Source organism: Halococcus sp. PRR34 (assembly GCF_028617175.1).
Classification (GTDB): Archaea; Halobacteriota; Halobacteria; order Halobacteriales; family Halococcaceae; genus Halococcus; species Halococcus salifodinae.
Genome location: NZ_JAQJDA010000001.1, coordinates 548,603 through 572,163 on the forward strand (window position 1 = coordinate 548,603; position 23,561 = coordinate 572,163).

At 65.8% G+C, this 23,561-nt stretch carries 28 protein-coding genes; 16 read left to right on the forward strand and 12 right to left on the reverse strand.

Annotated features, from left to right (window positions below; translation table 11 throughout):
- The first annotated feature begins 135 nt into the window (after nucleotides 1–135).
- Nucleotides 136–510, forward strand: coding sequence for a hypothetical protein (locus PHA81_RS02895; protein ID WP_152424526.1), 375 nt, complete (start codon nucleotides 136–138; stop codon nucleotides 508–510).
- 186 nt (nucleotides 511–696) lie between these two features.
- Here the strand turns inward: PHA81_RS02895 and hisA are convergent, their stop codons facing one another.
- On the reverse strand, nucleotides 697–1,425 hold the full coding sequence (gene hisA / locus PHA81_RS02900; RefSeq protein ID WP_005045424.1) for a 1-(5-phosphoribosyl)-5-[(5-phosphoribosylamino)methylideneamino]imidazole-4-carboxamide isomerase: 729 nt from the start codon (nucleotides 1,423–1,425) through the stop codon (nucleotides 697–699).
- 128 nt (nucleotides 1,426–1,553) lie between these two features.
- Between hisA and PHA81_RS02905 the strand changes: the two genes are divergently transcribed.
- The 3 genes from PHA81_RS02905 (at nucleotide 1,554) to PHA81_RS02915 (ending at nucleotide 4,437) form a co-directional block, all read left to right on the forward strand.
- Nucleotides 1,554–2,759 carry an inorganic phosphate transporter gene (locus PHA81_RS02905; protein ID WP_273835047.1) on the forward strand — a complete coding sequence of 402 codons (1,206 nt, stop codon included), beginning with the start codon at nucleotides 1,554–1,556 and terminating at the stop codon, nucleotides 2,757–2,759.
- Nucleotides 2,760–2,887: 128 nt separating this feature from the next.
- Nucleotides 2,888–3,277: a ferredoxin Fer gene (gene fer / locus PHA81_RS02910; protein ID WP_005045421.1), complete on the forward strand. Its 390-nt coding sequence runs from the start codon at nucleotides 2,888–2,890 to the stop codon at nucleotides 3,275–3,277.
- A gap of 503 nt (nucleotides 3,278–3,780) precedes the next feature.
- A complete protein-coding gene (locus PHA81_RS02915; RefSeq protein ID WP_005045420.1) occupies nucleotides 3,781–4,437 on the forward strand; it encodes a Dna2/Cas4 domain-containing protein in 657 nt (218 codons plus the stop codon).
- 17 nt (nucleotides 4,438–4,454) lie between these two features.
- On the opposite strand, the gene PHA81_RS02920 is transcribed toward PHA81_RS02915, so the two are convergent.
- Genes PHA81_RS02920 through PHA81_RS02930 form a run of 3 tightly spaced genes read right to left on the reverse strand, consistent with a single transcriptional unit; the run spans nucleotide 4,455 to nucleotide 5,856 of the window.
- A complete protein-coding gene (locus PHA81_RS02920) occupies nucleotides 4,455–5,039 on the reverse strand; it encodes an L-threonylcarbamoyladenylate synthase (RefSeq protein WP_005045418.1) in 585 nt (194 codons plus the stop codon).
- Nucleotides 5,040–5,041: 2 nt separating this feature from the next.
- Complete coding sequence (locus PHA81_RS02925) at nucleotides 5,042–5,554, reverse strand: redoxin domain-containing protein (protein WP_005045417.1); 513 nt, start codon at nucleotides 5,552–5,554, stop codon at nucleotides 5,042–5,044.
- Nucleotides 5,554–5,856 (reverse strand): glutathione S-transferase N-terminal domain-containing protein, encoded by a 303-nt coding sequence (locus PHA81_RS02930; protein WP_005045416.1) that lies wholly within the window; start codon nucleotides 5,854–5,856, stop codon nucleotides 5,554–5,556. Before PHA81_RS02930 ends, PHA81_RS02925 begins: the two co-directional genes overlap by 1 nt.
- A 200-nt stretch (nucleotides 5,857–6,056) precedes the next feature.
- Between PHA81_RS02930 and PHA81_RS02935 the strand changes: the two genes are divergently transcribed.
- Nucleotides 6,057–7,463, forward strand: coding sequence for a hemolysin family protein (locus PHA81_RS02935; protein WP_049910349.1), 1,407 nt, complete (start codon nucleotides 6,057–6,059; stop codon nucleotides 7,461–7,463).
- A gap of 6 nt (nucleotides 7,464–7,469) precedes the next feature.
- On the opposite strand, the gene PHA81_RS02940 is transcribed toward PHA81_RS02935, so the two are convergent.
- Together PHA81_RS02940 and PHA81_RS02945 are read right to left on the reverse strand one after the other, a co-directional pair.
- Nucleotides 7,470–8,174, reverse strand: a complete 705-nt coding sequence (locus PHA81_RS02940) for a DUF5828 family protein (protein WP_273835055.1) — start codon at nucleotides 8,172–8,174, stop codon at nucleotides 7,470–7,472.
- A 34-nt stretch (nucleotides 8,175–8,208) separates the two neighbouring features.
- The gene (locus PHA81_RS02945) at nucleotides 8,209–8,436 is read right to left on the reverse strand and encodes a hypothetical protein (RefSeq protein WP_005045412.1); all 228 of its coding nucleotides are present in this window, start codon (nucleotides 8,434–8,436) and stop codon (nucleotides 8,209–8,211) included.
- A gap of 159 nt (nucleotides 8,437–8,595) precedes the next feature.
- On the opposite strand from PHA81_RS02945, the gene PHA81_RS02950 reads away from it, so the two are divergent.
- The gene (locus PHA81_RS02950) at nucleotides 8,596–9,276 is read left to right on the forward strand and encodes a hypothetical protein (protein ID WP_005045410.1); all 681 of its coding nucleotides are present in this window, start codon (nucleotides 8,596–8,598) and stop codon (nucleotides 9,274–9,276) included.
- 35 nt (nucleotides 9,277–9,311) lie between these two features.
- On the opposite strand, the gene PHA81_RS02955 is transcribed toward PHA81_RS02950, so the two are convergent.
- Both PHA81_RS02955 and PHA81_RS02960 read right to left on the reverse strand, forming a co-directional pair.
- Nucleotides 9,312–10,334: a prepilin peptidase gene (locus PHA81_RS02955; protein WP_005045409.1), complete on the reverse strand. Its 1,023-nt coding sequence runs from the start codon at nucleotides 10,332–10,334 to the stop codon at nucleotides 9,312–9,314.
- Between the two features lie 36 nt (nucleotides 10,335–10,370).
- Nucleotides 10,371–11,159 carry an alpha/beta fold hydrolase gene (locus PHA81_RS02960; RefSeq protein WP_005045408.1) on the reverse strand — a complete coding sequence of 263 codons (789 nt, stop codon included), beginning with the start codon at nucleotides 11,157–11,159 and terminating at the stop codon, nucleotides 10,371–10,373.
- 234 nt (nucleotides 11,160–11,393) lie between these two features.
- On the opposite strand from PHA81_RS02960, the gene PHA81_RS02965 reads away from it, so the two are divergent.
- From PHA81_RS02965 to PHA81_RS02975, 3 genes are all read left to right on the forward strand, one after another.
- On the forward strand, nucleotides 11,394–11,633 hold the full coding sequence (locus PHA81_RS02965; RefSeq protein WP_005045407.1) for a hypothetical protein: 240 nt from the start codon (nucleotides 11,394–11,396) through the stop codon (nucleotides 11,631–11,633).
- Nucleotides 11,630–13,897: a CDC48 family AAA ATPase gene (locus PHA81_RS02970; RefSeq protein ID WP_005045406.1), complete on the forward strand. Its 2,268-nt coding sequence runs from the start codon at nucleotides 11,630–11,632 to the stop codon at nucleotides 13,895–13,897. The genes PHA81_RS02965 and PHA81_RS02970 overlap by 4 nt, the downstream gene beginning before the upstream one ends.
- Nucleotides 13,898–14,053: 156 nt before the next feature.
- The gene (locus PHA81_RS02975) at nucleotides 14,054–14,494 is read left to right on the forward strand and encodes an NUDIX domain-containing protein (protein WP_049910347.1); all 441 of its coding nucleotides are present in this window, start codon (nucleotides 14,054–14,056) and stop codon (nucleotides 14,492–14,494) included.
- A 268-nt stretch (nucleotides 14,495–14,762) separates the two neighbouring features.
- On the opposite strand, the gene phoU is transcribed toward PHA81_RS02975, so the two are convergent.
- Complete coding sequence (gene phoU, locus PHA81_RS02980) at nucleotides 14,763–15,434, reverse strand: phosphate signaling complex protein PhoU (protein ID WP_005045404.1); 672 nt, start codon at nucleotides 15,432–15,434, stop codon at nucleotides 14,763–14,765.
- Between the two features lie 258 nt (nucleotides 15,435–15,692).
- Between phoU and PHA81_RS02985 the strand changes: the two genes are divergently transcribed.
- Nucleotides 15,693–16,688, forward strand: coding sequence for a phosphate uptake regulator PhoU (locus PHA81_RS02985; RefSeq protein ID WP_005045403.1), 996 nt, complete (start codon nucleotides 15,693–15,695; stop codon nucleotides 16,686–16,688).
- Between the two features lie 383 nt (nucleotides 16,689–17,071).
- Here the strand turns inward: PHA81_RS02985 and PHA81_RS02990 are convergent, their stop codons facing one another.
- Nucleotides 17,072–17,443: a 30S ribosomal protein S8e gene (locus tag PHA81_RS02990; protein WP_005045402.1), complete on the reverse strand. Its 372-nt coding sequence runs from the start codon at nucleotides 17,441–17,443 to the stop codon at nucleotides 17,072–17,074.
- An 82-nt stretch (nucleotides 17,444–17,525) separates the two neighbouring features.
- Here PHA81_RS02990 and PHA81_RS02995 point away from each other — a divergent pair, with 82 nt between their 5' ends.
- Nucleotides 17,526–17,990, forward strand: a complete 465-nt coding sequence (locus tag PHA81_RS02995) for a DUF2240 family protein (RefSeq protein ID WP_005045401.1) — start codon at nucleotides 17,526–17,528, stop codon at nucleotides 17,988–17,990.
- Here PHA81_RS02995 and PHA81_RS03000 read toward each other — a convergent pair.
- A complete protein-coding gene (locus PHA81_RS03000) occupies nucleotides 17,983–18,639 on the reverse strand; it encodes an HAD family hydrolase (protein WP_005045400.1) in 657 nt (218 codons plus the stop codon). The genes PHA81_RS02995 and PHA81_RS03000 overlap by 8 nt on opposite strands.
- An 80-nt stretch (nucleotides 18,640–18,719) precedes the next feature.
- Here PHA81_RS03000 and pyrF point away from each other — a divergent pair, with 80 nt between their 5' ends.
- A complete protein-coding gene (pyrF, locus tag PHA81_RS03005) occupies nucleotides 18,720–19,544 on the forward strand; it encodes an orotidine-5'-phosphate decarboxylase (protein ID WP_005045399.1) in 825 nt (274 codons plus the stop codon).
- Nucleotides 19,545–19,705: 161 nt separating this feature from the next.
- Nucleotides 19,706–19,996 (forward strand): helix-turn-helix transcriptional regulator, encoded by a 291-nt coding sequence (locus PHA81_RS03010; RefSeq protein ID WP_005045398.1) that lies wholly within the window; start codon nucleotides 19,706–19,708, stop codon nucleotides 19,994–19,996.
- Between the two features lie 32 nt (nucleotides 19,997–20,028).
- On the opposite strand, the gene PHA81_RS03015 is transcribed toward PHA81_RS03010, so the two are convergent.
- Entirely contained in the window at nucleotides 20,029–20,232 is a 204-nt protein-coding gene (locus PHA81_RS03015) for a hypothetical protein (protein ID WP_005045397.1), read from the reverse strand.
- Nucleotides 20,233–20,304: 72 nt separating this feature from the next.
- Between PHA81_RS03015 and PHA81_RS03020 the strand changes: the two genes are divergently transcribed.
- From PHA81_RS03020 to PHA81_RS03030, 3 genes are all read left to right on the forward strand, one after another.
- Nucleotides 20,305–20,847 (forward strand): J domain-containing protein, encoded by a 543-nt coding sequence (locus PHA81_RS03020; protein ID WP_080510325.1) that lies wholly within the window; start codon nucleotides 20,305–20,307, stop codon nucleotides 20,845–20,847.
- Nucleotides 20,848–20,924: 77 nt separating this feature from the next.
- Nucleotides 20,925–21,638, forward strand: coding sequence for a phosphoglycolate phosphatase (locus tag PHA81_RS03025; protein WP_005045395.1), 714 nt, complete (start codon nucleotides 20,925–20,927; stop codon nucleotides 21,636–21,638).
- A gap of 301 nt (nucleotides 21,639–21,939) precedes the next feature.
- The gene (locus PHA81_RS03030) at nucleotides 21,940–23,538 is read left to right on the forward strand and encodes a GTP-binding protein (RefSeq protein ID WP_005045394.1); all 1,599 of its coding nucleotides are present in this window, start codon (nucleotides 21,940–21,942) and stop codon (nucleotides 23,536–23,538) included.
- Nucleotides 23,539–23,561: the final 23 nt, after the last annotated feature.

Here is a 23,561-nt window from a genome sequence, read left to right on the forward strand (position 1 = left end):
ACTGCTCAAATCACGTTGACGAAGCAACTACCGATAGATGACCTGATTATTTATCTTTGAGAAAACTAACTCAGATGGACGTTACTGCCATCCCGGGGGAAAACTATTAATATTCACCTCTTCTGCTACTTCAACATGACAGCAGTAAACGTGCGTGAAGGTATCCGGTATGGCGTATCACTCCTTGGATACTTCGTAGTTCTGTTTATCGGTGGGGGCGTCATTATCGCCATCGGCTTCGCGCTGCTTCCTCTCGACAGCGTCATTGCAACTTTGATTGGGTTTATATTCTTCCTCATAGGATCTGTCATATTTTATGCAGGTTTCCTTGGTGTTGGATATAAAGTCATCGCTGATGGAGTTGCGAAAGGTATCCAATCCGTCCAACCCTCGACCAGTAGTACTGAGACGGGTGATATGACTGGCAGCGGAGGGCTGATTAACTCGATCACAGAAGACACAGAAGATGGAACTACGGAACGATCCGAGGGGCCGCGAACACGCGAGTAAGGTACTGAGAAGCTCACGCGACGTTGTCACTTCTCTCGCACGGTCATCCGTGTATCGGATCACCGATCACTAAGGGGTGCGGCTTCGCGGAGCGAACACACTACCCGGTCCGCTCAACTACACTCGGTCCGTGGATCGGGTACTGGACGGCTGTGGCCCGGGGCGCGTAGCGAGCCCCATCGTCATTTAGCCGTCGTCGATCGCCGCGAGTGCGTCGTTGAGCGTAAACCGACCCTCGTAGAGCGCGCTGCCCACCACCGCGGCGTTCGCACCCGCATCGCGGAGCGCGCGGATGTCGTCGATCGTCGCCACGCCACCGCTCGCCACCACAGGGATCTCGACGGCATCGACGAGCCGACGGACGGGATCGGTCTGGACGCCGTCGAGACGGCCCTCGACGTCGACATCGGTGAACAGGATCGCGCCCGCTCCGCGGTCCTCGTACTCCGCGGCCGCCGTCGCTGGATCGAGGCCTGTACCTTCGGTCCAGCCCGAGATCACGACCTCGCCACCCTTGGCGTCGAGACTCACCACCACGCTCCCCGGATGGGTTTCGCTGATTTCCGCGACGAGTTCGGGGTTCTCGACCGCGGCCGTCCCGAGGATCACCCGGTCGACGCCGCGATCGAGCAGATCGCGCGCGTCCGCGGCGGTGCGGATGCCGCCGCCGAGCTGCACAGGGATATCGACCGTCTCGACGATCCGTTCGATCGCAGCGGCGTTCGCCCGCTCGCCCTCGAACGCCCCGTCGAGATCCACGAGATGGAGAGTGCGTGCGCCGGCCGCGACCCAGCGTTCGGCCGCATCGATCGGGTCGCCGTACTCGTTTCCAGTACTGCGCTCGCCGCCGACGAGCTGGACCACCTCGCCGTCCTGAACGTCGACCGCAGGCACCACTTCGAACCCGGAGAACATGGTGGCGGTCGGAGTCGTCACAGCCTAAACCCACCGGAACTCGCGGCCGTGCTCGATGGGCGATAACTTATGAGATGGATCTCCTGTGGTTGGGAAGAACTATATGTCGAGCGCCACTCGAATCGAGCATGGCGCTTTCGGTGCTTCTGTTCGTTGGACTCGGTGTCGTGGTCTTCGTCGGGTTCAACATCGGTGGCTCGAACGTCGGCGTCGCGTTCGGGCCGGCGGTCGGGTCGAAGTCGATCTCGACGACGGGCGCGGCGGCGCTGATGACGGTGTGTTTCTTCCTCGGCGGCTGGACGGTCGGGCGCGGTGTCGTCCGGACGATGGGTGGCCGGATCGTGCCGTCGAGCGAGTTCACCTTCGTGGCCAGCATCGTCGTTCTCTTCTTCATCGGTCTCGCGCTCTTTCTCGCCAACGTCGTCGGCGTCCCCGCGTCGACCTCGATGACCGGCGTCGGCTCGATCGCCGGCCTCGGTCTCGCGACGAACACCTTGAACTGGACGACGATGGGCGAGATCGTCTCGTGGTGGGTCGTCTCCCCCGTGATCGCCTTCTGGGTCAGCGGCGTGATCGGCCGGTACTTCTACCCCCACTTGAACCGGCTGTTCGCCGTCAAGCAGACCGCAGGCTCGCTGCTCGAACTCGACCGCTCGCGGACGCCGCCGCGACCGACGCTCGGCGTGAACACCACCGTCCGAGAGCTCGTCGGCACGCTGCTCGTCGTCGTCGTCGCCTGCTATACGGCGTTCAGCGCGGGGACCTCGAACGCGGCGAACGCGATCGCGCCGCTGGTGGGGGCCGAAGCGATCGACATCGGCCCGGGGATCATTCTTGCCGGTCTCGCCGTTGGCCTCGGAGCGTTCACGATCGGCCGACGGACCATGGACACGATGGGGAACGACCTCACCGAAATGCCGCTGCTCGCGGCGCTGATCGTGGCGATGGTGAGTTCGACGCTCGTAACGCTGCTCTCGTGGTTCGATATTCCCGTCAGCGTCGTCATCATCTCCACGATGAGTATCGTGGGGCTCGGCTGGGGGCGCGCCACGCGAACCGTCACCGTCACCGACGTCCGGCAGGGCGAATCGCCGGCCGTCTCGGTCGACGCATTCGCCACCGACGCCGACGGACAGACCGTGGGCGGCGGTGGGAGTCCACCCGATCCGGGGACGAAGCCGGCCCCGATCGGCGACGAGACGGCTGACGACGAGTCGGCGGTGGATCTGTTCAAACCGGGGGCGAGCGCCCGCGTCATCGCCATGCAGAACCTCGTGCCGGCGATCGCGACCCTCACCTCGTTTCTGCTCTTTCGGTTCGTCGTGCTCTCCTGAGAGAGGTCCGTGCCGTCGGCGATGTGGTCCGTGGATTCCACCCGATTGTTCCTGCATTTGTGCCGAGAAACACGTCGACGCCACCGAAACAGCAAGGTCTAACAAGCCGGGGCGAGAACGCCGACGTGATGCCTACCGTAGAATACGTCAACTACGAAGTGTTCGACGACCAGGGCTGGGATCTCGAGGACGACGACCTCTTCGAGAAGGCCGAAGACGCCGACCTCGGGGAGGAGGATTACGGCTCCCTCGACGTCAACGAGTCCGAGTACATCCTCGAAGCCGCCGAGGCTCAGGGCTACGACTGGCCGTTCTCGTGTCGGGCAGGCGCGTGTGCGAACTGCGCCGCCATCGTCACGGAGGGTGAGATCGACATGGACATGCAGCAGATCCTCAGCGACGAGGAGGTCGAGGATCGCAACGTCCGCCTGACCTGCATCGGTAGCCCCGCCGCCGACACCGTGCAGATCGTCTACAACGCGAAACACCTCGATTACCTCCAGAACCGCGTCATATAAACCCACTTTTTTAGACGGGGGCATCGCGCGCCTGCGGCGCGCTCAACCCCCGACCAAAAACCTGGACTAAAAACACCCGCTCACTCGCGCCTTCGGCGCTCGTTCGCGGTACGACTGCTGGCGCTCTCCGCGACCGCTCTGCAACCACCACCGCACAGCACCGCCCGAGCCCTCGGCTTACTCACTCACTCCGTTCGCTCGCGCACCTCGCCCTCGATCCACCGAGGACCACCGACCACCTCCGCTACCGCAACTACTACCGCCCCGCTACCGCAACCACCACCGCCCCGCTACCGCAACTACTACCGCCCCGCTACCGCAACCACCACCGCCCCGCTACCACAACCACCACCGCCCCGCTACCGCAACCACCACCGCCCCGCTACCGCAACTACCACCGCCCCGCTACCGCGGTCAGCACTGTCTCGCCCCCGCAACCGCCCCGCCGCGCGACGCAGCCGCCGTGCGAGCGTTTATGACTGAAGCCGCGACCACCGCGCGGTATGCACGCGTTCAGCGATCTCCGAACGGCGGCCTACTGCCCCCGACAGTGCTACTACCGACAACAGGACGACGATCGCGAACCGCCACCCGAGGTCGAAGAGCGCCGCGATCTCGCCTTTCGGTATCCCGCGTTCCTCGACAGCGCGGACCTCACGAGTCACCCGATTTCCGTCACACCGACTCAGTACCGGAGCAATCTCTCGTGTGCGAAGGCCCGATTCGATGCGTTCGAGGAACTCTGCCGACCTGACTCGCGCGACGTGCTCCTCACTGGCAAGGAGTGTCGAGGTGTCGCTCACAAGATCCTCGACCTCGACACGCCGACCCCGTCGCTGATCTCGGCCGGCAGCCCACCCGAGAACGGCGTCTGGCACCCTCAAACCGTTCACGCCGTCGCGGCCGCGAAGGCGCTCGCGTTCGAACGTGAAACCGCCGTCGAGCGTGCGTTCGTCGAGTATCCGACGCACGGAATCATTAGGGATGTAAAACTCACCACCCGACGGAAGGCGGCCTATCGACGGGCAGTCCGAACGCTCGAATCGATCGACGGACCGCCGCCGCGCCTCGACGACGACGCGAAATGCGAGTCCTGTGAGTACCGCGAGGAGTGTGGCGTGAAGACCCGGTCACTGCGCTCGCTGCTCGGCCTCGGGTGATCACTACGTGGACTCGATTACTTCCGTTCGAGCCACGCCGCGATCTCGTCGGCGCGCGCGCCGCGACGGTGAATCGTCCTCTCGGCAACGTCGACCACGGTGCTTTCGGTGCCGGGGAGTTCGTCGCCACCGTCGATCACGGCCGCGCTCGCCTCCCGTACCGCCGCGTCGACCGCCTCTGCCCGCCGGGCGCTCGGGTTCCCGCTCACGTTCGCACTGGTTGCGGTGAGCGGGGCGACCTCTCGCAGGAACGCGAGTGCGGTCGGATGGTCGGGGACGCGCACGCCAACCTGGTCCCCACCGGCAGTCAGTACGTCGGGGACCGCCTCGCGCGCTTCGACGAGCACCGTGACCGGACCGGGCAGGAATTCGTCCATGAACCGTTTTTCCTGTGCGGTCGGCCGCGTGTACTCCGCCGCCGTCTCGACGTCGGGCACCGCGAGCGAGATCGGCTTGCTCCGATCGCGTCCCTTGACGGCGAACACCCGCTCGACCGCCGCCGTCGAGAGCGCGTCCGCGGCGAGGCCGTAAACCGTCTCGGTCGGATAGACCACGACCTCGCCCTCGCGGATCGCCGTGGCGGCGCGTGCGAGATCGACCACGTTCAGAGTGCGTCGATCGCGGCCTCGACGTCGTCGTAGTCGGGGAAGTCGGGCCACTCGCTCGCGACCCACGCGTACCGGACCGTGCGCTCGTCGTCGATCACGAACACGGCTGGCCGCGGCTCCGTGATCCCGGCCATTCCGTCGAGGTCGTTTACGATCCCGTACTGCTCGGCGACGCCGTTCTGCGGGTCTGAAAACAGCCGCGCGTCGATCCCGCGCTCGGCGATCAGCCGCTTGTGTGCGTACGGCGTCGAGATCGAGAGTCCGACGACCGCGATTTCGTCGGTCCACCCTCGATCCCGGATCTCGTTCCAGACGTACGTCGCGGGGAACGCCCCGTCCATCGGGTGGAAGACGAGAACGGCCGGTCCGTCGTCGAGCACGTCCGAGAGGGCGGTGTCGCTCCACACCTCGGCGTCGACGAGCGGTCGGACGAAATCGGGCGCTTCGTCGCCCTCGGTGGGATGGTCCGCCGCGTCGAGTTCGACCACGTCGAAGTCGAGCGCTGCCATCAGGCCGCGTCCTCCCCGTCGCCGTAGGTGCCGTCGAGATACGCCACGATGTTCGCGCTTTCGGACATCGTGACTCCCGTATTGGGATCGACGATCGCCGGCACGGTGCGCTTGCCGCTGATGCGCTTCACGACGTCGCGCTCGGAGTGCAGCGGCTCGATGAACTGCGACTCGTAGTCGACACCGAGCTCGTCCAGCCGGCGGACGACGCGCTCGCAGAACGGACACGCCTGGAGTCGGTAGAGCGTGAGTGGCTCGCTTGCCTCGACGGACGCGGTGCCGCTGGCTGCATCGGTGCTCATGCGCCATCCTTCGGGCGAGACGCGCGTAAGCCCTTCGCCTCTCCTCGTCGCTCGACCCGTCGGACTCCGATCGATCTAGTCACGTCGGTTCGGTCCGATCGGTCGGTTTCGTGTCTCCTCGGGTGGCTAACACCCTCCGATTGTCAGCATCGACCATGCGAACGTTTAATCCGACCGGCAGGCAAGACCACAACGTCGCTATGGGCATACTTCCACTCACGACGGCTTCGTCCGCGCCGATACCAGCAGTCACTCCCATCCAGATGGACGTGCTCGGGATTTCGCTCTCCCAGACGGCGTTCGCCGGCATCGGTGCGCTCATGATCCTCGTGCTGATCGGCTTCTCGGGGTTTTTCTCCTCCTCGGAGATCGCGATGTTCTCCCTGCCGGCCCACCGCCTCGACGCGATGATCGAGAAGGGCCAGCGTGGCGCGCAGACAGTCAAGGCCCTCAAGGAGGACCCCCACCGCTTGCTCGTGACGATTCTGGTGGGTAACAACCTCGTCAACATCACGATGTCGTCCATCTCGACGACCATCGTCGGCTTTTACTTCGACGCGGGCACGGCGGTGCTCGTCTCGTCGTTCGGTATCACGTCGCTCGTTCTGCTGTTCGGCGAGAGCGCGCCCAAATCCTACGCCGTCGAGAACACCGAGTCGTGGGCACGGCGCGTTGCCCCGCCGCTGCGGGTCGTCGAGAAGGTGCTGTGGCCGCTCATCACGCTGTTCTACTATCTGACACAGATGGTGAACAGGATCACCGGTGGCCGCTCGTCGATCGAGACCTCCTACGTCACCCGCGAGGAGATCGAGGACATGATCGAGACCGGCGAGCGTGAGGGCGTGATCGAAGCGGACGAACGCGAGATGCTCCAGCGCATCTTCCGTTTCAACAACACCATCGCGAAAGAAGTGATGACCCCCCGACTCGACGTGACCGCGATCGACGCCGAATCCACCGTCGAGCAGGCGATCGAGACCTGCGTCCAGAGCGGTCACGCCCGGATTCCGGTGTACGAGGGCAGCCTCGACAACGTCATCGGGATCGTCAACATCCGCGATCTCGTCCGGGACCTGAACTACGGCGAGTCCGCGGATCTCGAACTCGACGACCTCATCCAGCCGACCCTCCACGTCCCCGAGTCGAAGAACGTCGACGACCTCCTCCGTGAGATGCGCGCCGACCGCCTCCGGATCGCGATCGTGATCGACGAGTTCGGCACCACCGAGGGCATCGTCTCGGTCGAGGACATGATCGAGGAGATCGTGGGCGAGATATTGGAGGGCGGCGAGAACGAACCCATCGAGATCGTCGACGACGACACGCTCGTGGCTCAGGGCGAGGTCAACATCCACGCGGTCAACGAGGCGCTCGACATCGACCTCCCCGAGGGCGAGGAGTTCGAGACCATCGCCGGGTTCATCTTCAACCGTGCGGGTCGGCTAGTCGAGGCTGGCGAGAGCCTCACCTACGATGGGGTCGAGATCACGGTCGAATCCGTCGAAGACACCCGGATCACGGCCGCACGTGTTCATCGGCTTCCCGAAACCGAGACGAACGCCGAAGCGACCGCCGAGACCGATGGCGGGCCGGACGAGACGGACTGAGTCGGGTCAGTTCGTCGTGAAGTCGATGTCCGAGTCGGCATCGGACGCCGCTGTTTCCTCGGGCACTTCGCCGCCCTCGGCGGCTTCGAGCGCCTCGACGTTCTTCGGGGTGTCGACGTGCCACCGATCGACCTCGTCGTCGTACTCGGCGAGCCGGTCGGAGACTTCCTCTTTGAGATCGTCGTCGTTGACGTTGACCTCGAAGGCGTATCCCACGTCGTCGCCCTCGCGTGCGCGCCCCGAGCGCTGGAGGTTCGCGCTCACGAGCTCGTTGTCGAAGTAGTACGGCGCGACCTGGGTCATCACGTTCCGGTAGACGGTGTCTTCGACGGTGCGAACCGCCTTCCGGCCGGCGGAGTCGGCCGCGCGCGCGACGTAGTCGAGCGATTCGCTCCACGTGTCGACCGCCTCATCGGGATCGTCGAGCCGGTCGTAGGACTCGCTGAGCTTCTCGCCCGCACTCAGGAGGTCCTCGTTCGGCTCTTTGCCGGCTTTCTCTCCCTCGCCCTCTTCGATGCTCGCCTGCTCGGCGGTCTTCTCGTTGACGTCCTCGCCGAGGCGCTCGTGGCTCTTGGGTCGCCACTCGTCCCACTCCTCGAACGCCTCGCTCTCCGCCCCGAGTTCGGCGAGCGCGTGGGTGATCCGCTCGCCGTGTTCGACCGCGTCGTTCCATCCGCCCCGGATCTTGAAGCCTGAAATGCTCTCTTCCATCGAGTCCTGTGGTCCTCGTGTTTGTCGAACCGGGCTACTTCCCGTACGTGAGACGAGTCGCCACCGCGTCGATCCGGCGCTTCGCCCCGCCGAGCCACGCGGAGGGCGACACGCTCCGGAGTTCGTCCTCCGAGAGCTCGATGCGCGCGCCGGCGAACGGGTCCGCGGCCTCGCGGTCCTCGTCGCTCTGTCCGTCGGCGGCCACGCCGGTCACGGAGGACATGGCACACCGACCACACGCCTCGCGGTCAGTTCCACCCATAGTCGGTCGCCGGTACGCCGAGCAGGCGCTTAAACGTTCGTGTGGGCCGTGCGCTTTTACTCGCGCCCGTCGTGACGCTGCCATGGGCTATCGCGTTCTCGACACCGACGACGTCACGCCGAGCGACGACCGCCCCTGCGAGCCCCGAAACCACGACCCATGACCGCCGATGCGAACGGCGGCGAGGCGGGACGGATCGAACCCGACGCGACGGACGCCGTCGCCGAGGACGGTGCGGACGACGCCAGCGATGCCGCAGCCGAACCCGACACAGCCACGTATCCCGACGTTCCCGACTGGGACGACGAGTACGTGGATCGAGTGAGCGATCGACTGCTGTTCAACTACGATCTCGATCGTGATCGCCACGTCCGTGGCGAGCGATTCACGCTCTACGGCGAACTCCACATCGAGAGCCACAAACAGTTCTTCCACGAGGCGCTCTCGTACGGCCACCACGAGTCGGGCGAGCACCTGTTCGTCCGTCGGGCCGATCGGGTCGACGTCGCGGAACTCGAACGCCTCGTCGATCTCGGTCACAGGCTCGCCGACGAGTGGATCGCACCGAACGAGGAACATTACAGCACCGAGTTCACGTTCGCGATCGCGACCGACACGATCGACCCCGATACCCGATCGTTCGTCGAGGGGTTCACGGACCGCACCCTGCTGAAGTACGGCTACCACGGCCACTACGAGATCAACCTCGTGGTCGTCGCGCCCGAGCGTGAGGACATCGTCGCCAGCCGAAACGCCGACATCGCCGACGCCTTCGGGCTCTGGGACGACGCCGATTCGGGGGGACTGCTCGAACGGCTCGTGGCGCGCGTCCGTCGCTGATCCGCTCCTTCGCCGCGAGCTCCGTGAGAGTGGACTCAGAGCACTCCGAGCAGCGCGAGCCCGGCGTAGAGCAGATCGCCGTACGCCAGCGCGAGACAGAGTCCGCCGAACAGCGGGACGAGAAACGGGATGCCCGGCGAGATCCACACCGATTCCGCCGTCGTGAGGTGGTCGAGCGCCGTACGGAGGTTGGCGGGGGTCGCGCCGTAGGCGTCGTCCACGTCGTCACAAAACGCCGCTGCGCCCCACGAGTCGGCCGAATTCTGTACGCTCTCCCGATCGCTTGCCGTTGCGTCGCGGACCGGTTCAGTCGCTCGGCTGTCTCCGTGTCGCGGCCCGCCGTCGGTGGCGGCGTCGATCCGTCCGTCGCCGGGCGCGTTCGGTTCCGTCGGCAGGCTCTCGGGGTCGCGTCCTTCAGCAGGTGCGGCGCGGAGCGCGGCGAGACTCGTGTTACGCCACGCGAGATACATCCGGAGTGCGTCGAGATCGAGGCCCGCATCGAGCCCGTTCGCCCGCCCGAGCAGCCGGCCGTGGATTGCGGGAATCCTCTCCCACGAAATCGGCCGACCCACGGCCATCGTCGTCGTGATTCGTCCCGCGAGCGCGTTCCGGGCGGTAAGTGAGAGCGGGTAGACCGCGCCGACGAGCGCCGCGTTCGTGAGGATCGTCACGGCGAACGCACCGCTCACGGTCGTGAACGGGAGAACGAGCGACGGTGAGGTCGGGAGAAGATACGAGGGTGGTGTCGGAAAACACAGGCAGACCGCGGCGAGCGCCTTCGCATCAGCGCCGCCGAACGCGCCGAGCCACCAGAACAGGGTGCCGAGTGGGGCGATCACGCCCACGCTGACGGCGACGCGGACGACGAACAGTCGGCGTTCGGCGTCGAGGCCGCCGTGCCATATCGTCCACGCCTCCCACGCGAGCAGCGCGCCACCGAGGGCGACGAGCGGCAGCCACGTCCGGTTCGCCACCCGGCGCGTTCGCAGATCACGGACGGCAGCCCAGCCGAGCACGGGGAGCGCGAGCAGCCGGAGCAGGTCGACGGACGCGTTCACGATCCACGAGCCGGGCGCGGGAACATAGGTCTTTCCTCAGGATCGAGGCATCTCGTCTTCGATTTCCCGAACGAACCCCTCGATCGCGTCGTCGAACGCCGTCGGCTGCTCGATCATCGCGAGGTGGGCGGCGTCGGGGAGAACGGTGGCGGTCGCGTTCGGCACGTTCTCGGCGAGGTACTCGTGGTATCGCGGCGGGGTCAGTCCGTCGTGTTCGCCACAGATCGCGAGTGTGGGTGCGTCGATCCCATCGAGTTGCCCCCGGACGTCGAACCGGTGGCAGGTCTCGAAGTCCCGGCGAGTGGTCGCTTGGCCGACCGCGCGCATCGTGGCCTTCGAGCTCTCGACTGCGGGACGGTCGGTGTCGTGAAACAGTCGATCCTCGGCGTGGAGGAACTCGATGGCGCGGTCGAAGTCCTCGTCGAGCCACGCGCGCAGGTCGTCCATCACGGTGAGCTTCGCGCCGGTCCCGGCGAGCACGAGGCCCGCTGGCGACGCGTCGCGTTCGAGCGCGAGATGCTGACAGATCGCGCCGCCGAGCGAGTTACCGACGAGGATCTCGGCGTCGGTCGCGTCGGCGACTGCGAGCACGTCGTCGGCGTACGCCGAGAGCGCCTCGTAGCCCGGATCGGCGTCGACGTCTTCGGAGTCGCCGTGGCCACTCAGATCGAGCGCGACCGCCGGCCGCGTGTCCTCGTCCAACTGGGCACGCCAGATCTCCCTGTCCGCCCCGCTGCCGTGGACGTACAGCACCCGCGCACCATCACGATCGTCGCCCGCCCGTTCGTAGGCCGTCGTCCGGCCGCCGTGGGTAACGGTTTCCATACCCCGAGTTCGTCGGCGACGCACATATACTGTCGGCGAGAACGGGTCACCACGAAGCGCGTCCGGACCGACCGTCGACGACGGACGATTGGGCTGAGGTTTCCCGGGATCCTCGCCGCTGGGACTCCACTCTTCAACCTGAACCACAATACCAGCGATCGGTTCGTAGACTACCCACGTGCCGGGATCATGGGCAATACATTTATATATTAGAAGGACTAACCAAGGGTTAGGATGACACCAAAGCTCCAGCAGTTCGACGAGCGCGACACCGGCGAACTCCGGCGGTACGAGTACGACGATCAGGTGGTGTACGCGGTTGATGTCGGACTCGGTGAGACGACGGTCGACGTCGTCGGGAACACGGTACTGATCGTGGGCGACGACGATCAGGCCGAGTTCGAGGTGCCGGAATCGGGGACCGTCGAAGCCGGTATCAACAACGGCGTGCTTACTGTCGAGGTGGAACGATGAAGCTCACCGTCAAACCCCTGAAGCAGAAAGACGCCGGCCGCGGCCTCGCGGCGGTCGATCGGGCCGCGATGGAGGAGCTCGACCTCGAAAACGGCGACTACATCGTGATCGACAGCGGCGAAGGGCGCGCGATCGCGCGCGTCTGGCCTGGCTACCCCGACGATGGGGGCCGCGACGTGATCCGAGTCGACGGCCAGCTCCGCAGTGAGGCCCAGGTCGGGATCGACGATCACGTCACGATCGAGAAGGCCGACGTCAAGCCCGCCCAGTCCGTGACGGTGGCGCTCCCCCAGAACCTCCGCATCCGGGGGAACGTCGGACCGTACATCCAGGACAAGCTCTCGGGTCAGGCGATCACCCAGGGTCAGACCATCCCGTTCTCGCTCGGGTTCGGCCCGTTCTCGGGTGGGTCGGGCCAGCGCATCCCGCTGAAGGTCGCCGAAACGAACCCCGACGGAACGGTGATCGTCGCGGAGACCACCGAGATCGAAGTGAGTGAGAAGCCCGCCGAGGAGATCGTCTCCGACGCTACGGGCGGCGGCAGCGGCGCGAGCGCCCCCTCCGTGACCTACGAGGATATTGGCGGGCTGGACCGCGAGCTCGAACAGGTTCGCGAGATGATCGAGCTCCCGATGCGCCACCCTGAACTGTTCCAGCAGTTGGGGATCGAGCCGCCGAAGGGAGTTCTCCTGCACGGGCCGCCGGGCACCGGGAAGACGCTGATCGCGAAGGCGGTCGCGAACGAGATCGACGCCCACTTCGAGACGATCTCCGGGCCGGAGATCATGTCGAAGTACTACGGCGAGAGCGAAGAACAGCTCCGCGAGATGTTCGACGAGGCCGAAGAGAACGAGCCCGCGATCATCTTCATCGACGAGATCGACTCGATCGCGCCGAAGCGCGACGAAACCTCCGGCGACGTCGAGCGCCGGGTCGTGGCCCAACTGCTGAGTCTGATGGACGGGCTCGAAGAGCGCGGCCAAGTCACCGTGATCGCCGCCACCAACCGCGTGGACGCGATCGATCCCGCGCTCCGGCGCGGCGGCCGGTTCGACAGGGAAATCGAGATCGGTGTGCCCGACAAGGGAGGGAGGAAAGAGATCCTCCAGGTCCACACCCGCGGGATGCCGCTGGCCGACGATATCGATCTCGACCAGTACGCAGAGAACACCCACGGGTTCGTCGGATCGGACATCGAGAGCCTCGCGAAGGAGTCGGCGATGAACGCCCTTCGGAGGATTCGGCCCGAACTCGACCTCGACGAGGAGGAGGTCGACGCCGAGGTGCTCGAAGCGATGCAGGTCACCCGTGAAGACGTCAAGGGCGCGCTCAAGGGCATCGAGCCGAGCGCGCTCCGGGAGGTCTTCGTCGAGGTGCCCGACGTGACGTGGGAGAGCGTCGGCGGCCTCGGAGACACCAAAGAGCGCCTGCGCGAGACCGTCCAGTGGCCGCTCGACTACCCCGAGGTGTTCGAGGCGATGGACATGAACGCCGCGAAGGGCGTGATGATGTACGGGCCGCCAGGCACCGGCAAGACCCTACTCGCGAAGGCCGTCGCGAACGAGGCCGAGTCGAACTTCATCTCGATCAAGGGTCCCGAACTCCTCAACAAGTTCGTCGGCGAGTCGGAGAAAGGCGTCCGCGAGGTGTTCTCCAAGGCACGCGAGAACGCTCCCACGGTGATCTTCTTCGACGAGATCGACTCGATCGCGGGCGAGCGCGGCCGCAACATGGGCGACTCCGGGGTCGGCGAGCGCGTCGTCTCCCAGCTCCTGACCGAGCTCGACGGGCTCGAAGAGTTGGAGGACGTCGTGGTGATCGCCACTTCCAACCGACCGGACCTGATCGACAGCGCGCTCCTCCGGCCTGGCCGACTGGATCGCCACGTCCACGTCCCGGTGCCCGACGAGGACGCCCGCGAGGCGATCTTCGAGGTCCACACGCGGGGCAAACCCCTCGCCGACGGTATCGACCTCGCCGACCTCGCCCGCCGGACGAAGGGCTACGTTGGCGCTGACATCGAGGCCGTCACCCGCGAGGCCGCGATGGCCGCGACCCGGGAGTTCATCGAGAGCGTCGACCCAGAGGACATCGACGGCAGCGTCGGTAACGTCCGGATCGACGAGAGCCACTTCGAGGACGCGCTCTCGGAAGTGACCGCGAGCGTGACCGAGGAAACTCGGGAACGCTACGACGAAATCGAAGAACGCTTCGACAGCGGCGAACCCGCCGAGGATCGCGAGGTCGGCCGGACGTTCCAATAGCCGATCTCCACTTTGTTACTTCACCCCCGTCGCTCGTTCACTGCGTTCGCTCGCGGTAGGGATTGCTAGCCTTCTCCGCGACCGCACCGCCCCGCAGCCACACCACACTGCCGAACCGCAACTGCTATCGGGCCGACGCCGCTCTCCACGTTTCCTATGAGTTGGCGAGCCATCAGGCCGGTCGCACTCGCGGCCGTCCGTCGAGAGAACGGAGAAATTTTGGTCTCGAAGGACGACGAACCCGGCGAGGACGAGCCGTTCTACCGGCTCATCGGCGGTGGCGTCGAGTTCGGCGAACACAGCCGCAAATCGGTCGTCCGTGAGTTCCGCGAGGAACTCGATGTCGAACTCACGAACGTCAACCCCACTGGAACCTACGAGAACGTGTTCACCTTCGACGGCGAGCAGGGCCACGAAATCTGGCGGGTGTACGAGGGCGACATCGCCGAGGACTGGCCGTACGAGCGCGACAGCTTCGAGGGCCGCGAACCGGAACTCGACGAGACCTATGAGGCGACGTGGATGGCTCCCGAACGGCTCCGAGACGACGTGACGTTCTACGATCCGGTCGTGCTCGACGACCTTGGCCGGCGGTAGCGGTGCGGTTCCTGGTGTCTCGACAAACGGGGTGAGTCGAGGCTCACGAGAGCACGCTCTCCTGGTGGATGAAGGGCGAGCGGGTGCTCGGAGTGAGTGGGCGAGGGCTTCGGCGGTGCTGTACGGAGGAGGTGGCGGTGCGGCCTGCGGTAGTCGCTAGTAGTTCTACCGCGAAGCGACCGCAGGGAGCGAGCGGGGTTTTTCATGAACGCTTTTGCGAGGGGTTGAGCGCGCGAAGCGAGCGCGCGAACCCCCGAAGTAAAAACGTTCAGTAGATGAGCTCGTCGTCGTTCTCGACCATGTACAGCGTCCGTGCAGAGATGTTGACCGCGTGATCGCCGATGCGTTCGAGGTCGCGGATCGTGAGCAGGAGTCGCGAGACGTCAGCCATCATCTGCTCGACGCTCTCGCCGGCGTCGAGTTGGGTTTCGATCAGGTCCCGGACGACGACGCTCGACGCGCGCTCACACCGGTCGTCGAGATTGTCGTCGCGCTCGTCGATGGCGTAGCAGGCATCGATGTCTTCCTCGTCGTAGGCGGTCATGGCGTTCTCGACCATGTCGACGGTGTAATCACCGATCCCTTGGATGTCGACCTCGGGGAAGACGTCGCGTTCGGCCTGGAGAGTGTACTCGCCGAGATTGGTGGCGAGATCCGCGATGCGTTCGAGATCGGTGATGACCTTGAACGAGGAGGCGATGAAGCGTAGGTCGCCTGCAACCGGCTGCTGGAGGGCGAACAGATCGATACAGCTGCCTTCGAGATCGAGATACATCCGGTTGATCTCGGCGTCGCCATCGATGACCTCCTGTGCGGCCGCCTCGTCCTTGCGGGCGAGCGCGTCGAGACCCATCCGGAGACGTTCGAGGACGATCTCGCTCATGTAGAGGACGTCCTCGCGAAGCGTATCGAGCTGCTCCTGATAACTCTCGCGGGGCATACCACCCCGTCGGACCGTCCACGTAATGTACCCTTCGACGAATTTGGCACCGAATATTGGTAGTACTATTGCTGCCTATATATTACGATACACTACTATTATCGCGCTGTCTTCACCACACGCTTCTGAAGGTGTGAATCGAGTCTCCGTATCCCAACCAAGGGAGAGGAGACAGAATTTCATGGAGAGATCCCGTCCAGTTGCGGTCGCTATATATTTTTGAATAGATTTATTGTCGAGGGGAGTAGATCGGCGGCTATGGAGACGCGCAAGGTCCAGGTCACGGGCGGGTCGACGTACACCGTGTCGTTGCCGAAGTCGTGGGCGACCGACAACGGCGTCAGCGCCGGGAGCGAAGTCGAGTTTTATCCCGAGGACGAGTCGCTGTTGCTCGCCCCGCGGACCGAGGAGACCACGGCCGAGGGGACGCTCGACGTCACCGACCTCGAAGGGTCGGAGCTCACGCGCGCCGTCGTGATGATGTACGTCAACGGGTTCGACGTCATCACCCTGGAGACCGCGAGCGTCGACGCCGCCCAGCGCCGCACCATCCGCGAGGCCACCCAGGGACTGGTGGGACTCGAAGTCATCGAGGAGACCTCCGAGCGGGTCAGTCTCCAGGATCTCCTCGACTCCTCGGAGCTCTCGATCCACAACGCGATCACGCGGATGCGGCTGGTCTCACTCACCATGCTCGGCGACGCGGTCGAAGCGCTCAGTACGGGGGACCCCGACCTCGCAGCCGACGTGATCGAGCGCGACGACGACGTCGACCGGCTATGGTACATGACTGCACGGGTGTTCCGGACCGCGCTCCGGAGTCCAAGCGCGGCGACCGAGATCGGCCTGTCCCGCGAGACGTGTTTCGACTACCACTCGGCCGCACGCCAGCTCGAACGGGTTGCCGACCACGCGACCAAGATCGCCGAGGTCGTCGGCGACGTCGAGAGCGTCTCGGAGGACGTCGGCGAGGCGCTCGCCGCACTCCACGACGGGGCGGCAAACGTGATCGAGACCGCGATGGACGCGCTGCTCGCCGACGAGGACGACGACGCGCTTCGGCTCGCGAACGACGCGATGTCCGCGATCGACGAGATCGACGAACGCGCCCGCGAAGTCGATTGCCTGCTCCGCGACCGTGATTCGGAGCGCGCCCAGCGGCTCGGCCTCGTCGTGGACTCGCTCTCCCGGAGCGCCGACTACGGCGGGAACATCGCCGAAACCGCGATGCAGAAGGCCGCGCCGCAGCCCTAAATCCCCACCTTTTGCTACGGTCGCTCGTTCGCTTCGCTCTCTGCTCGCGGGCGCACGAGGCGGCGGAGCCGCCTCGAATCGCGGCGCGTAGCGCCGCGCATGGCCCGCTCGCACGGTACGAGGTTCCTTCGGAACCTCTCTACTCGCAAAATGTGGATCAAAAGCCTGCGTCACCCCCTCACTCCGTTCGGGGGATTCCTCGGCCCGCTCACTCGCCTACGGCTCGTTCGCGGTACACTGCTAGCGCTCTCCGCAAACCGCACCACCACTCCGCACAGCACCGCTGAAGCCCTCGGGCGCTCGCGACGCTCGCGCCCTCGCCCTTCATCCGCCAGGCCCGCACCGCTCCGCGCCACCAATCGTCGCAGAAACGAAAAGGTCGGTTACTCTTCGAGGACTGCGTTGACCTGACCGTCCTGGCCGGGTCGGGAGGTCACGCGCGCGAGGCCCTCGCTGGTCTCGATGAGCGCGCCCTTGGTCACGATGTTTCGCCGGACGTAGTTCGGGTTCGCGGGGTTCTCGGCGACGTCCTCGATCGTTGCATGCGTGGTCCCGTCGTCGGTCGCGACGGTCGCGTTGTCGGTCGCGATCGCACGGACCTTCTGGGTGTTGCCGCGCGCGTCGACGGTTTTGAGGGCCTGCTCGCCGACCTGTGTCTCGGTGGCCTCGCTGCCGAGTTCGTGTTTTCGCTTGCCGCGGATCGGCCGTCGTCGTCCGCCAGTGCGCTTCCGGACCGAGCGTCCCTGATCTTTCATACCCCAACACCGACGAGCACGCTACTTGAATCGATCGATGCCGCACCGTCAGGTTTAGGCGAGTTCCCGTCCCCGGTTCGTCGTGAGCCTCCGCAGTGCGGTCGCCGCACCGTTCGTCGGGCAGGGTGAGACCCGCCTCGCCGAGAGCGAGTTCGTGGTGGCGCTCTCGCTCGACCGCGACTGGTTCTCGCCGGAGCAGGCCACCCGGCTCGCCGATGTCGCGGTCGGCGAGGGACTGCTCGACCGGACCGACGACGGGCTGGTGCCGACGTTCGAGCCCGAAGACGTGACGATCCCCGAGGAGTTCGTGCCGAGCGAGGAACTCCTCCAGCAACGGTCGACCTTCGAGCGGGTGATCGAGACGGTGGTCGCGAGCGGCGTCGAGAAGCGCGAGGCGGTCGCGGAAATCAACCAGTTGCAGAGTTCGCTCGGCGTCACCGTCGAGGCCGCGGCAGTGGTGTACGCTCGCCGCCGAGATATCGACGTGAGCGACGCGGCCGAGCGCGCACTCGACGATCTCGACGCGGGATCGCTGGAGCTCAGTTGAATCCCGCGACGACCGCCGGCAGTCGCTCGGCGAGCGCGTCGCGCTCGATCGTGGCGTCGGCTGCCGGCGACGACTCGCCGTTGTCGAGGACGTGGATCGCCCGAAGGCCGGCAGCGCGCGCACCGGCAATGTCGAGTTCGGCGGAGTCACCGACGTAGATCGTCTCGTCGGCGGTCGTCCCGAGCGCGTCGAGTTCGGCCCGGAACGCACGGTCGTCCGGCTTTCCCGCCGCCAGATCGCCGGTGATCACGACCGCATCGAACAGGTCGTTCCAGCCGAGCGCGTCGAGCTTCGCCTGCTGGGCGCACACCGGCCCGTCGGTGAGAAGGCCGACGCGGTACTCCTCACGGAGCGATCTGACGAGCTCTTCCGCCCCTGCGACCGGTACGAGCGCGTCGGTGATCGCCTCGCGGTAGGTGTCCGCGAGCGCGCCTGCCGAGGCGTCGGTCTCGCGGTCGGTGAGCAGATCGTCGAAGATGGGTTCGCGAGTCCGGTTCGTGAGGTTCCGGCGGTGGGCGTCGAGGTAGGACTCACGTGAGAGGGAGGGGCCGTCGACCGCCGCGCTCGCCTCGTCGAGCAGCGTCTGACGGTCGCGTTCGGGGACAGCGAGGGTGTAATCGAGATCGAACGCGACCGCCCTGATGGTCATACTCACCCGTAGGCCGCTTCCCACATGAGTGTGGCGAGACGAACCCGAAAGTCCTTGCACAGTCACGAACAGCGGAGCGTATGGGATTTTTCGACCGGCTCGCCGACCGGATCGACGCGACCGACAGCGTGCTCTCGATCGGGCTCGATCCCGACCGCGACCGACTCCCCGATCACCTCCACGATCACGACCTGCCGCGGTGGGCGTTCAACCGCCGGATCATCGACGCGACACACGACCACGCCGCGTGCTACAAGCCGAACGCCGCCTTCTACGAGGACCCCGACGGCTGGCGCGCGCTCCGTGAAACCGTCGCCTACGCCCACGGCAAGGACGTTCCGGTACTCCTGGACGCAAAGCGTGCCGACATCGGCAACACCGCCCGCCAGTACGCGACCCACCTCGATGCGGCCAGCGGGCACGCGGCAAACGAGACGGCCGCCGACGCGATCACCGTCAACCCCTATCTCGGCCGGGATTCGCTCGAACCGTTTCTCTCCCAGGAGGCGGGCGTGTTCGTGCTCTGTCGGACCTCGAACCCTGGTGGGAGGGACCTCCAGAACTGCGAGCTCGCCGACGGCGAGCGCCTCTACGAACGGGTCGCGCGGCTGGCCGACGGCTGGAACGAGCGCGGCAACGTCGGTCTCGTGGTCGGTGCGACCGCTCCCGAAGAGCTCGAAACGGTGCGCGACCTCGTTCCCGACCTCCCCTTCCTCGTCCCCGGTGTCGGCGCACAGGGTGGGGACGTCGAAGCCGCGATCGAGTACGGCCTCGCCGATGGCGTCGGGCTCGTGAACTCCTCACGCGGAATCATCTTCGCCGGCAAGGATCGCGGCGAAGAGTTCGCGCGGGCGGCTGGCGAGGCGGCGAAGCGACTCAAGCGACGGCTGAACGAACATCGCTGAACGAGTATCACGGAACAAGCAGGCACGTGCCGGGCTCGTCGAGGGGGAACCCGGAAGTCCAATAACGCTGTGCCCATCCGTCGAGGTCCGTAGTATTAGTTCCGATAAAGCACGAAAATATAAGATGCTTCGCAGTCGTGGTGGAAACCGATGAAGCAATGATGGACGATCTCACGGGGTTTCAGCGCGACCTCCTGTACGTCATCGCGGGGATGGACGACCCGAAGGGGCTCGGTGTTAGCGAGGAGTTACAGCACGCCTACGACAACGACATCAACCGGGGGCGACTCTACCCGAACCTCGATACGCTCGTCGAAAAGGGGCTGGTCGAGAAGGGGTCGCAGAACGAACTCACCAACTTCTACGCAGTCACCGAGCAGGGCCGGGCGGCGATCGCGGCCCGCCACGAGTGGGAGCGCCAGTACGTCGACCACGACGCCGTCGGCGATTGAGACGGCGTCGTACTGCATGCCGCTTTCAGGACTCAGAACCGAACGTCGTCGCCAGCGTCGCTCCGGCCAGGACCGTCATCGGTTTCGGCACCACCACCGCCGGCTTCTGCCGAGCAGTCGAGGCAGAGGCCGAACGCGTCGTTGTGGTGCTGGTCGCAGACGGCCCGCCCGCACTGATCGCAGGTGTGGCTCGCTTCGGCGCTCTCACAGACCTGACACAGCCCGGATACGCTCATATCCGGGGTTCGTCATCAGGAAACTTCAACTTGTGGCGGGAGACTTACGCCGTTCGGGCCACAAGCACTGTCGTGACTAGGTCGGGGCTCGTAGTTGGGCTCGGCGGAGTGTTCGCCGGACTGACCGTCTTCACGACGGTGCTCGGCTTCGTCTACAGTCCGGTAGCGCTCGCACTCGCGGTTCCGTTCGGGGCCGTGACCTACTTCCTCTGGTATCACGTGAGTGGTCGGCTCCGCGAGCGGGTGTACCGACAGACACGCACCGCGGGTCCCCGACGAACCGAGCGAACGACGCGAGCCGGCCAAACGACACGAACCGGCCGCGCCGAGACCGGCGGGTTCGGTGCGGGGCCGCGCGAGGAGTGGACCGGGCCGCGAAGCGACGGTGGTTTCGATGCCGGCGGTCGGCGACGAGCGACTGCCGGCGGGCAGCGCCGGCGTGGCCCGAGCACGGCGGCGGCGTACCGCGCCCTCGATCTCGAACCGGGTGCGGACGAAGCGGCTGTCAGAACCGCATACCGCGAGAAAGTAAAGGAAGTTCATCCCGATACCGACGACGGCAGCGAGCGCGCGTTCAAGCGAGTACAGAACGCCTACGACCACCTCTCGGACTGACGACCGCAGGAGCGTCCCAGCGCTCGGCCGCACACTGCGATCCGAACCCGTAACCACCCGGCTCGCCCACGTCACGTATGAATCGCGCAGACGCCGCTCCCGAGGCGCGACCGCCCCTCGCGGTCGACATCGACGGCACCCTCACCGATCGCAATCGAGTCGTCGATCCACGAGTCTTCGACGCGCTCCGAGAGTGGCCCGCACCGGTCGTTCTCGCCACCGGCAAGGCACTTCCCTATCCGGTCGCCCTCTGTGAGTTCGCCGGTCTCGCGACGCTCGTCGTCGCCGAAAACGGCGGCGTGGTCTGTCTCGATACCGAGACTCGCGACGATATCGTCGTCGACGGCGATCGGACGGCCGCCGACCGCGTCGCCGCGGCCTACCGCGACGCCGGCCACGATCTCGGCTGGGGGAGTCTCGATCTCGTCAATCGATGGCGCGAGACCGAGATCGCGGTGAGTCGCGACGCGCCCCTCGACCCCCTCCGAGAGATCGCCGTCGAATACGGACTCGACGTGGTCGACACAGGGTTCGCGTACCACGTCGTCTCACCCGATGTTGACAAGGGCCGCGGGCTCTCGATCGTCGCCGACCGCCTCGGACGCGATCCCGAGGAGTTCGTCGCGATCGGTGACTCCGCGAACGACGTCGCGACGTTCGAGGTCGTGGGGCGATCGTTCGCGGTGGCGAACGCCGACGAGGCAGCGACGCAGGCGGCCGATCTGGTGACTGATGCGGCGTACGCCGACGGGTTCATAGAGGCACTTTCGACGGTTCGATCTTCCTCATAAAATCCAGCAACGGCAGTCTCGCCACAGCGTCCGGCGGGGACGGCTGATTCGCCGAGGACGAATCACGACACAAATGAGAACCGCGAGCCACACCCTCCCCAGCCGATTCCTTCGCTCGCTCACTACGTTCGCTACACTCAGTCATCCCTCGCACGAGTCGGGCGTCTCCGACGCCCTCCCGCGCGCCACAGCCATCAACAATGGCCGAGCTTCGCCTAGCGTTCTGCCGATCAAATACCATGAATCGTGCCATCATACACCAGAGAGAAGGGCTTTTGCGCCCGGCACGCTACGATCACACATGGCCCCCGACCGGGCCGTCCTCAAGCGGGCGCTCGATGCGGGCGAGCGCGAGGGCGGCAGCGTCGAGTTCAAAGAACGGCTCACGAAGGACCTCCACCTCGCCGACGGCAAGCTCGAAAGCCTCGCGGCACAGCTCCGCCATCGGGTGCTCTCGGGCGACGGCGAGGCCACGTACGTGGTGGGCGTCACCGACGACGGCGGGCTCGCGGGGATCCCCCACGACGACTTCGCGGAGTCGATAGACGTGCTCTCCTTGCTCGCCGAGGAGGCCGACGCCCACATCGAATCGGTCGACACGTGGGGGATCGAGGACGGACTCGTCGGCGTCGCCACAGTCAGAGAAGGCGCGCTGCTGGAGGACGACGGTCACATCGTCGTCGGCACCGCAGGTCACGTCGACCATGGCAAGAGTACGCTGGTCGGGTCGCTCGTCACCGGCCAACCGGACGACGGCGAGGGGAGTACGAGAAGCTTCCTCGATGTCCAGCCTCACGAGGTCGAGCGCGGCCTCTCGGCGGATCTCTCCTATGCGGTCTACGGGTTCACCGATGGCGAGCCGATCCGAACCGACAACCCCGACCGGAAGACCGACCGCGCCGCGGTGGTCGAGTCGGCCGACAAGCTGATCTCCTTTGTCGACACCGTGGGCCACGAGCCGTGGCTCCGAACCACGATCAGGGGATTGGTGGGCCAGAAACTCGATTACGGCCTCCTCACGGTGGCAGCCGACGACGGCCCCACCAAGACCACCCGCGAGCATCTCGGCGTCCTCCTCGCGACCGAACTCCCCACGATGGTCGCGATCACGAAGGCGGACATGGTCGACGGCGAGCGCGCCCTCGAAGTCGAGCGCGAGGTCGAGCGCCTGCTCCGAGACGTCGGCAAGACACCGCTCCGCGTCGAGCGTCACGGTGTCGACACGGCGGTCGAGGAGATCGGTGGTGGTGTCGTGCCGGTCCTCCGAACGAGCGCGGTCACGATGGAAGGACTGGGCACGCTCGACGACCTGTTCGAGCGCCTGCCGAAGACCGGGGAGAGCACGGGCGAATTCTCGATGTACGTCGACCGGAGCTACAAGATCACGGGCGTCGGCGCGGTCGCCTCTGGTACTGTGCGCTCCGGCACCGTCGAGGCGGGCGACGAACTCCTGCTCGGCCCGTTTCCCGACGGCTCCTTTCACGATGTGGAGGCGCGTTCGATCGAGATGCACTACCATCGTGTGGACCGCGCGAAGGCCGGACGAATCGTTGGCATCGCGCTGAAGGGCGTCCGCGAGGCCGACGTCGAGCGCGGGATGGTGCTCCTGCCACGCGAGGCCGATCCCGACCCCGTCCGGGAGTTCGAGGCCGACGTAATGGTGCTGAATCATCCGACGCGGATCGACGACGGCTACGAGCCGGTCGTCCATCTCGAAACCGTGAGCGAGGCCGCCGCGTTCCACCCCGCCGAGGGCCAGCTTCTTCCCGGCGACACCGGCTCCACGACGATCCGGTTCAAGTTCCGACCCTACCTCGTCGAGGAGGGCCAGCGCTTCGTCTTTCGCGAGGGCCAGAGCAAGGGCGTCGGGACCGTGACCGACGTATTGCCCGTCAAGTGAGAGAACTACCCGAGCCAACCCCC

Bases quoted from the DNA above. Each gene is read 5' to 3' on its own strand.
- PHA81_RS02895 (WP_152424526.1), top strand. From the start codon at position 136: ATGACAGCAGTAAACGTGCGTGAAGGTATCCGGTATGGCGTATCACTC.
- hisA (WP_005045424.1), bottom strand. From the start codon at position 1,425: ATGTTCTCCGGGTTCGAAGTGGTGCCTGCGGTCGACGTTCAGGACGGC.
- PHA81_RS02905 (WP_273835047.1), top strand. From the start codon at position 1,554: ATGGCGCTTTCGGTGCTTCTGTTCGTTGGACTCGGTGTCGTGGTCTTC.
- fer (WP_005045421.1), top strand. From the start codon at position 2,888: ATGCCTACCGTAGAATACGTCAACTACGAAGTGTTCGACGACCAGGGC.
- PHA81_RS02915 (WP_005045420.1), top strand. From the start codon at position 3,781: ATGCACGCGTTCAGCGATCTCCGAACGGCGGCCTACTGCCCCCGACAG.
- PHA81_RS02925 (WP_005045417.1), bottom strand. From the start codon at position 5,554: ATGGCAGCGCTCGACTTCGACGTGGTCGAACTCGACGCGGCGGACCAT.
- PHA81_RS02930 (WP_005045416.1), bottom strand. From the start codon at position 5,856: ATGAGCACCGATGCAGCCAGCGGCACCGCGTCCGTCGAGGCAAGCGAG.
- PHA81_RS02935 (WP_049910349.1), top strand. From the start codon at position 6,057: ATGGGCATACTTCCACTCACGACGGCTTCGTCCGCGCCGATACCAGCA.
- PHA81_RS02940 (WP_273835055.1), bottom strand. From the start codon at position 8,174: ATGGAAGAGAGCATTTCAGGCTTCAAGATCCGGGGCGGATGGAACGAC.
- PHA81_RS02945 (WP_005045412.1), bottom strand. From the start codon at position 8,436: ATGGGTGGAACTGACCGCGAGGCGTGTGGTCGGTGTGCCATGTCCTCC.
- PHA81_RS02950 (WP_005045410.1), top strand. From the start codon at position 8,596: ATGACCGCCGATGCGAACGGCGGCGAGGCGGGACGGATCGAACCCGAC.
- PHA81_RS02960 (WP_005045408.1), bottom strand. From the start codon at position 11,159: ATGGAAACCGTTACCCACGGCGGCCGGACGACGGCCTACGAACGGGCG.
- PHA81_RS02965 (WP_005045407.1), top strand. From the start codon at position 11,394: ATGACACCAAAGCTCCAGCAGTTCGACGAGCGCGACACCGGCGAACTC.
- PHA81_RS02970 (WP_005045406.1), top strand. From the start codon at position 11,630: ATGAAGCTCACCGTCAAACCCCTGAAGCAGAAAGACGCCGGCCGCGGC.
- PHA81_RS02975 (WP_049910347.1), top strand. From the start codon at position 14,054: ATGAGTTGGCGAGCCATCAGGCCGGTCGCACTCGCGGCCGTCCGTCGA.
- phoU (WP_005045404.1), bottom strand. From the start codon at position 15,434: ATGCCCCGCGAGAGTTATCAGGAGCAGCTCGATACGCTTCGCGAGGAC.
- PHA81_RS02985 (WP_005045403.1), top strand. From the start codon at position 15,693: ATGGAGACGCGCAAGGTCCAGGTCACGGGCGGGTCGACGTACACCGTG.
- PHA81_RS02990 (WP_005045402.1), bottom strand. From the start codon at position 17,443: ATGAAAGATCAGGGACGCTCGGTCCGGAAGCGCACTGGCGGACGACGA.
- PHA81_RS03000 (WP_005045400.1), bottom strand. From the start codon at position 18,639: ATGACCATCAGGGCGGTCGCGTTCGATCTCGATTACACCCTCGCTGTC.
- pyrF (WP_005045399.1), top strand. From the start codon at position 18,720: ATGGGATTTTTCGACCGGCTCGCCGACCGGATCGACGCGACCGACAGC.
- PHA81_RS03010 (WP_005045398.1), top strand. From the start codon at position 19,706: ATGGACGATCTCACGGGGTTTCAGCGCGACCTCCTGTACGTCATCGCG.
- PHA81_RS03015 (WP_005045397.1), bottom strand. From the start codon at position 20,232: ATGAGCGTATCCGGGCTGTGTCAGGTCTGTGAGAGCGCCGAAGCGAGC.
- PHA81_RS03025 (WP_005045395.1), top strand. From the start codon at position 20,925: ATGAATCGCGCAGACGCCGCTCCCGAGGCGCGACCGCCCCTCGCGGTC.
- PHA81_RS03030 (WP_005045394.1), top strand. From the start codon at position 21,940: ATGGCCCCCGACCGGGCCGTCCTCAAGCGGGCGCTCGATGCGGGCGAG.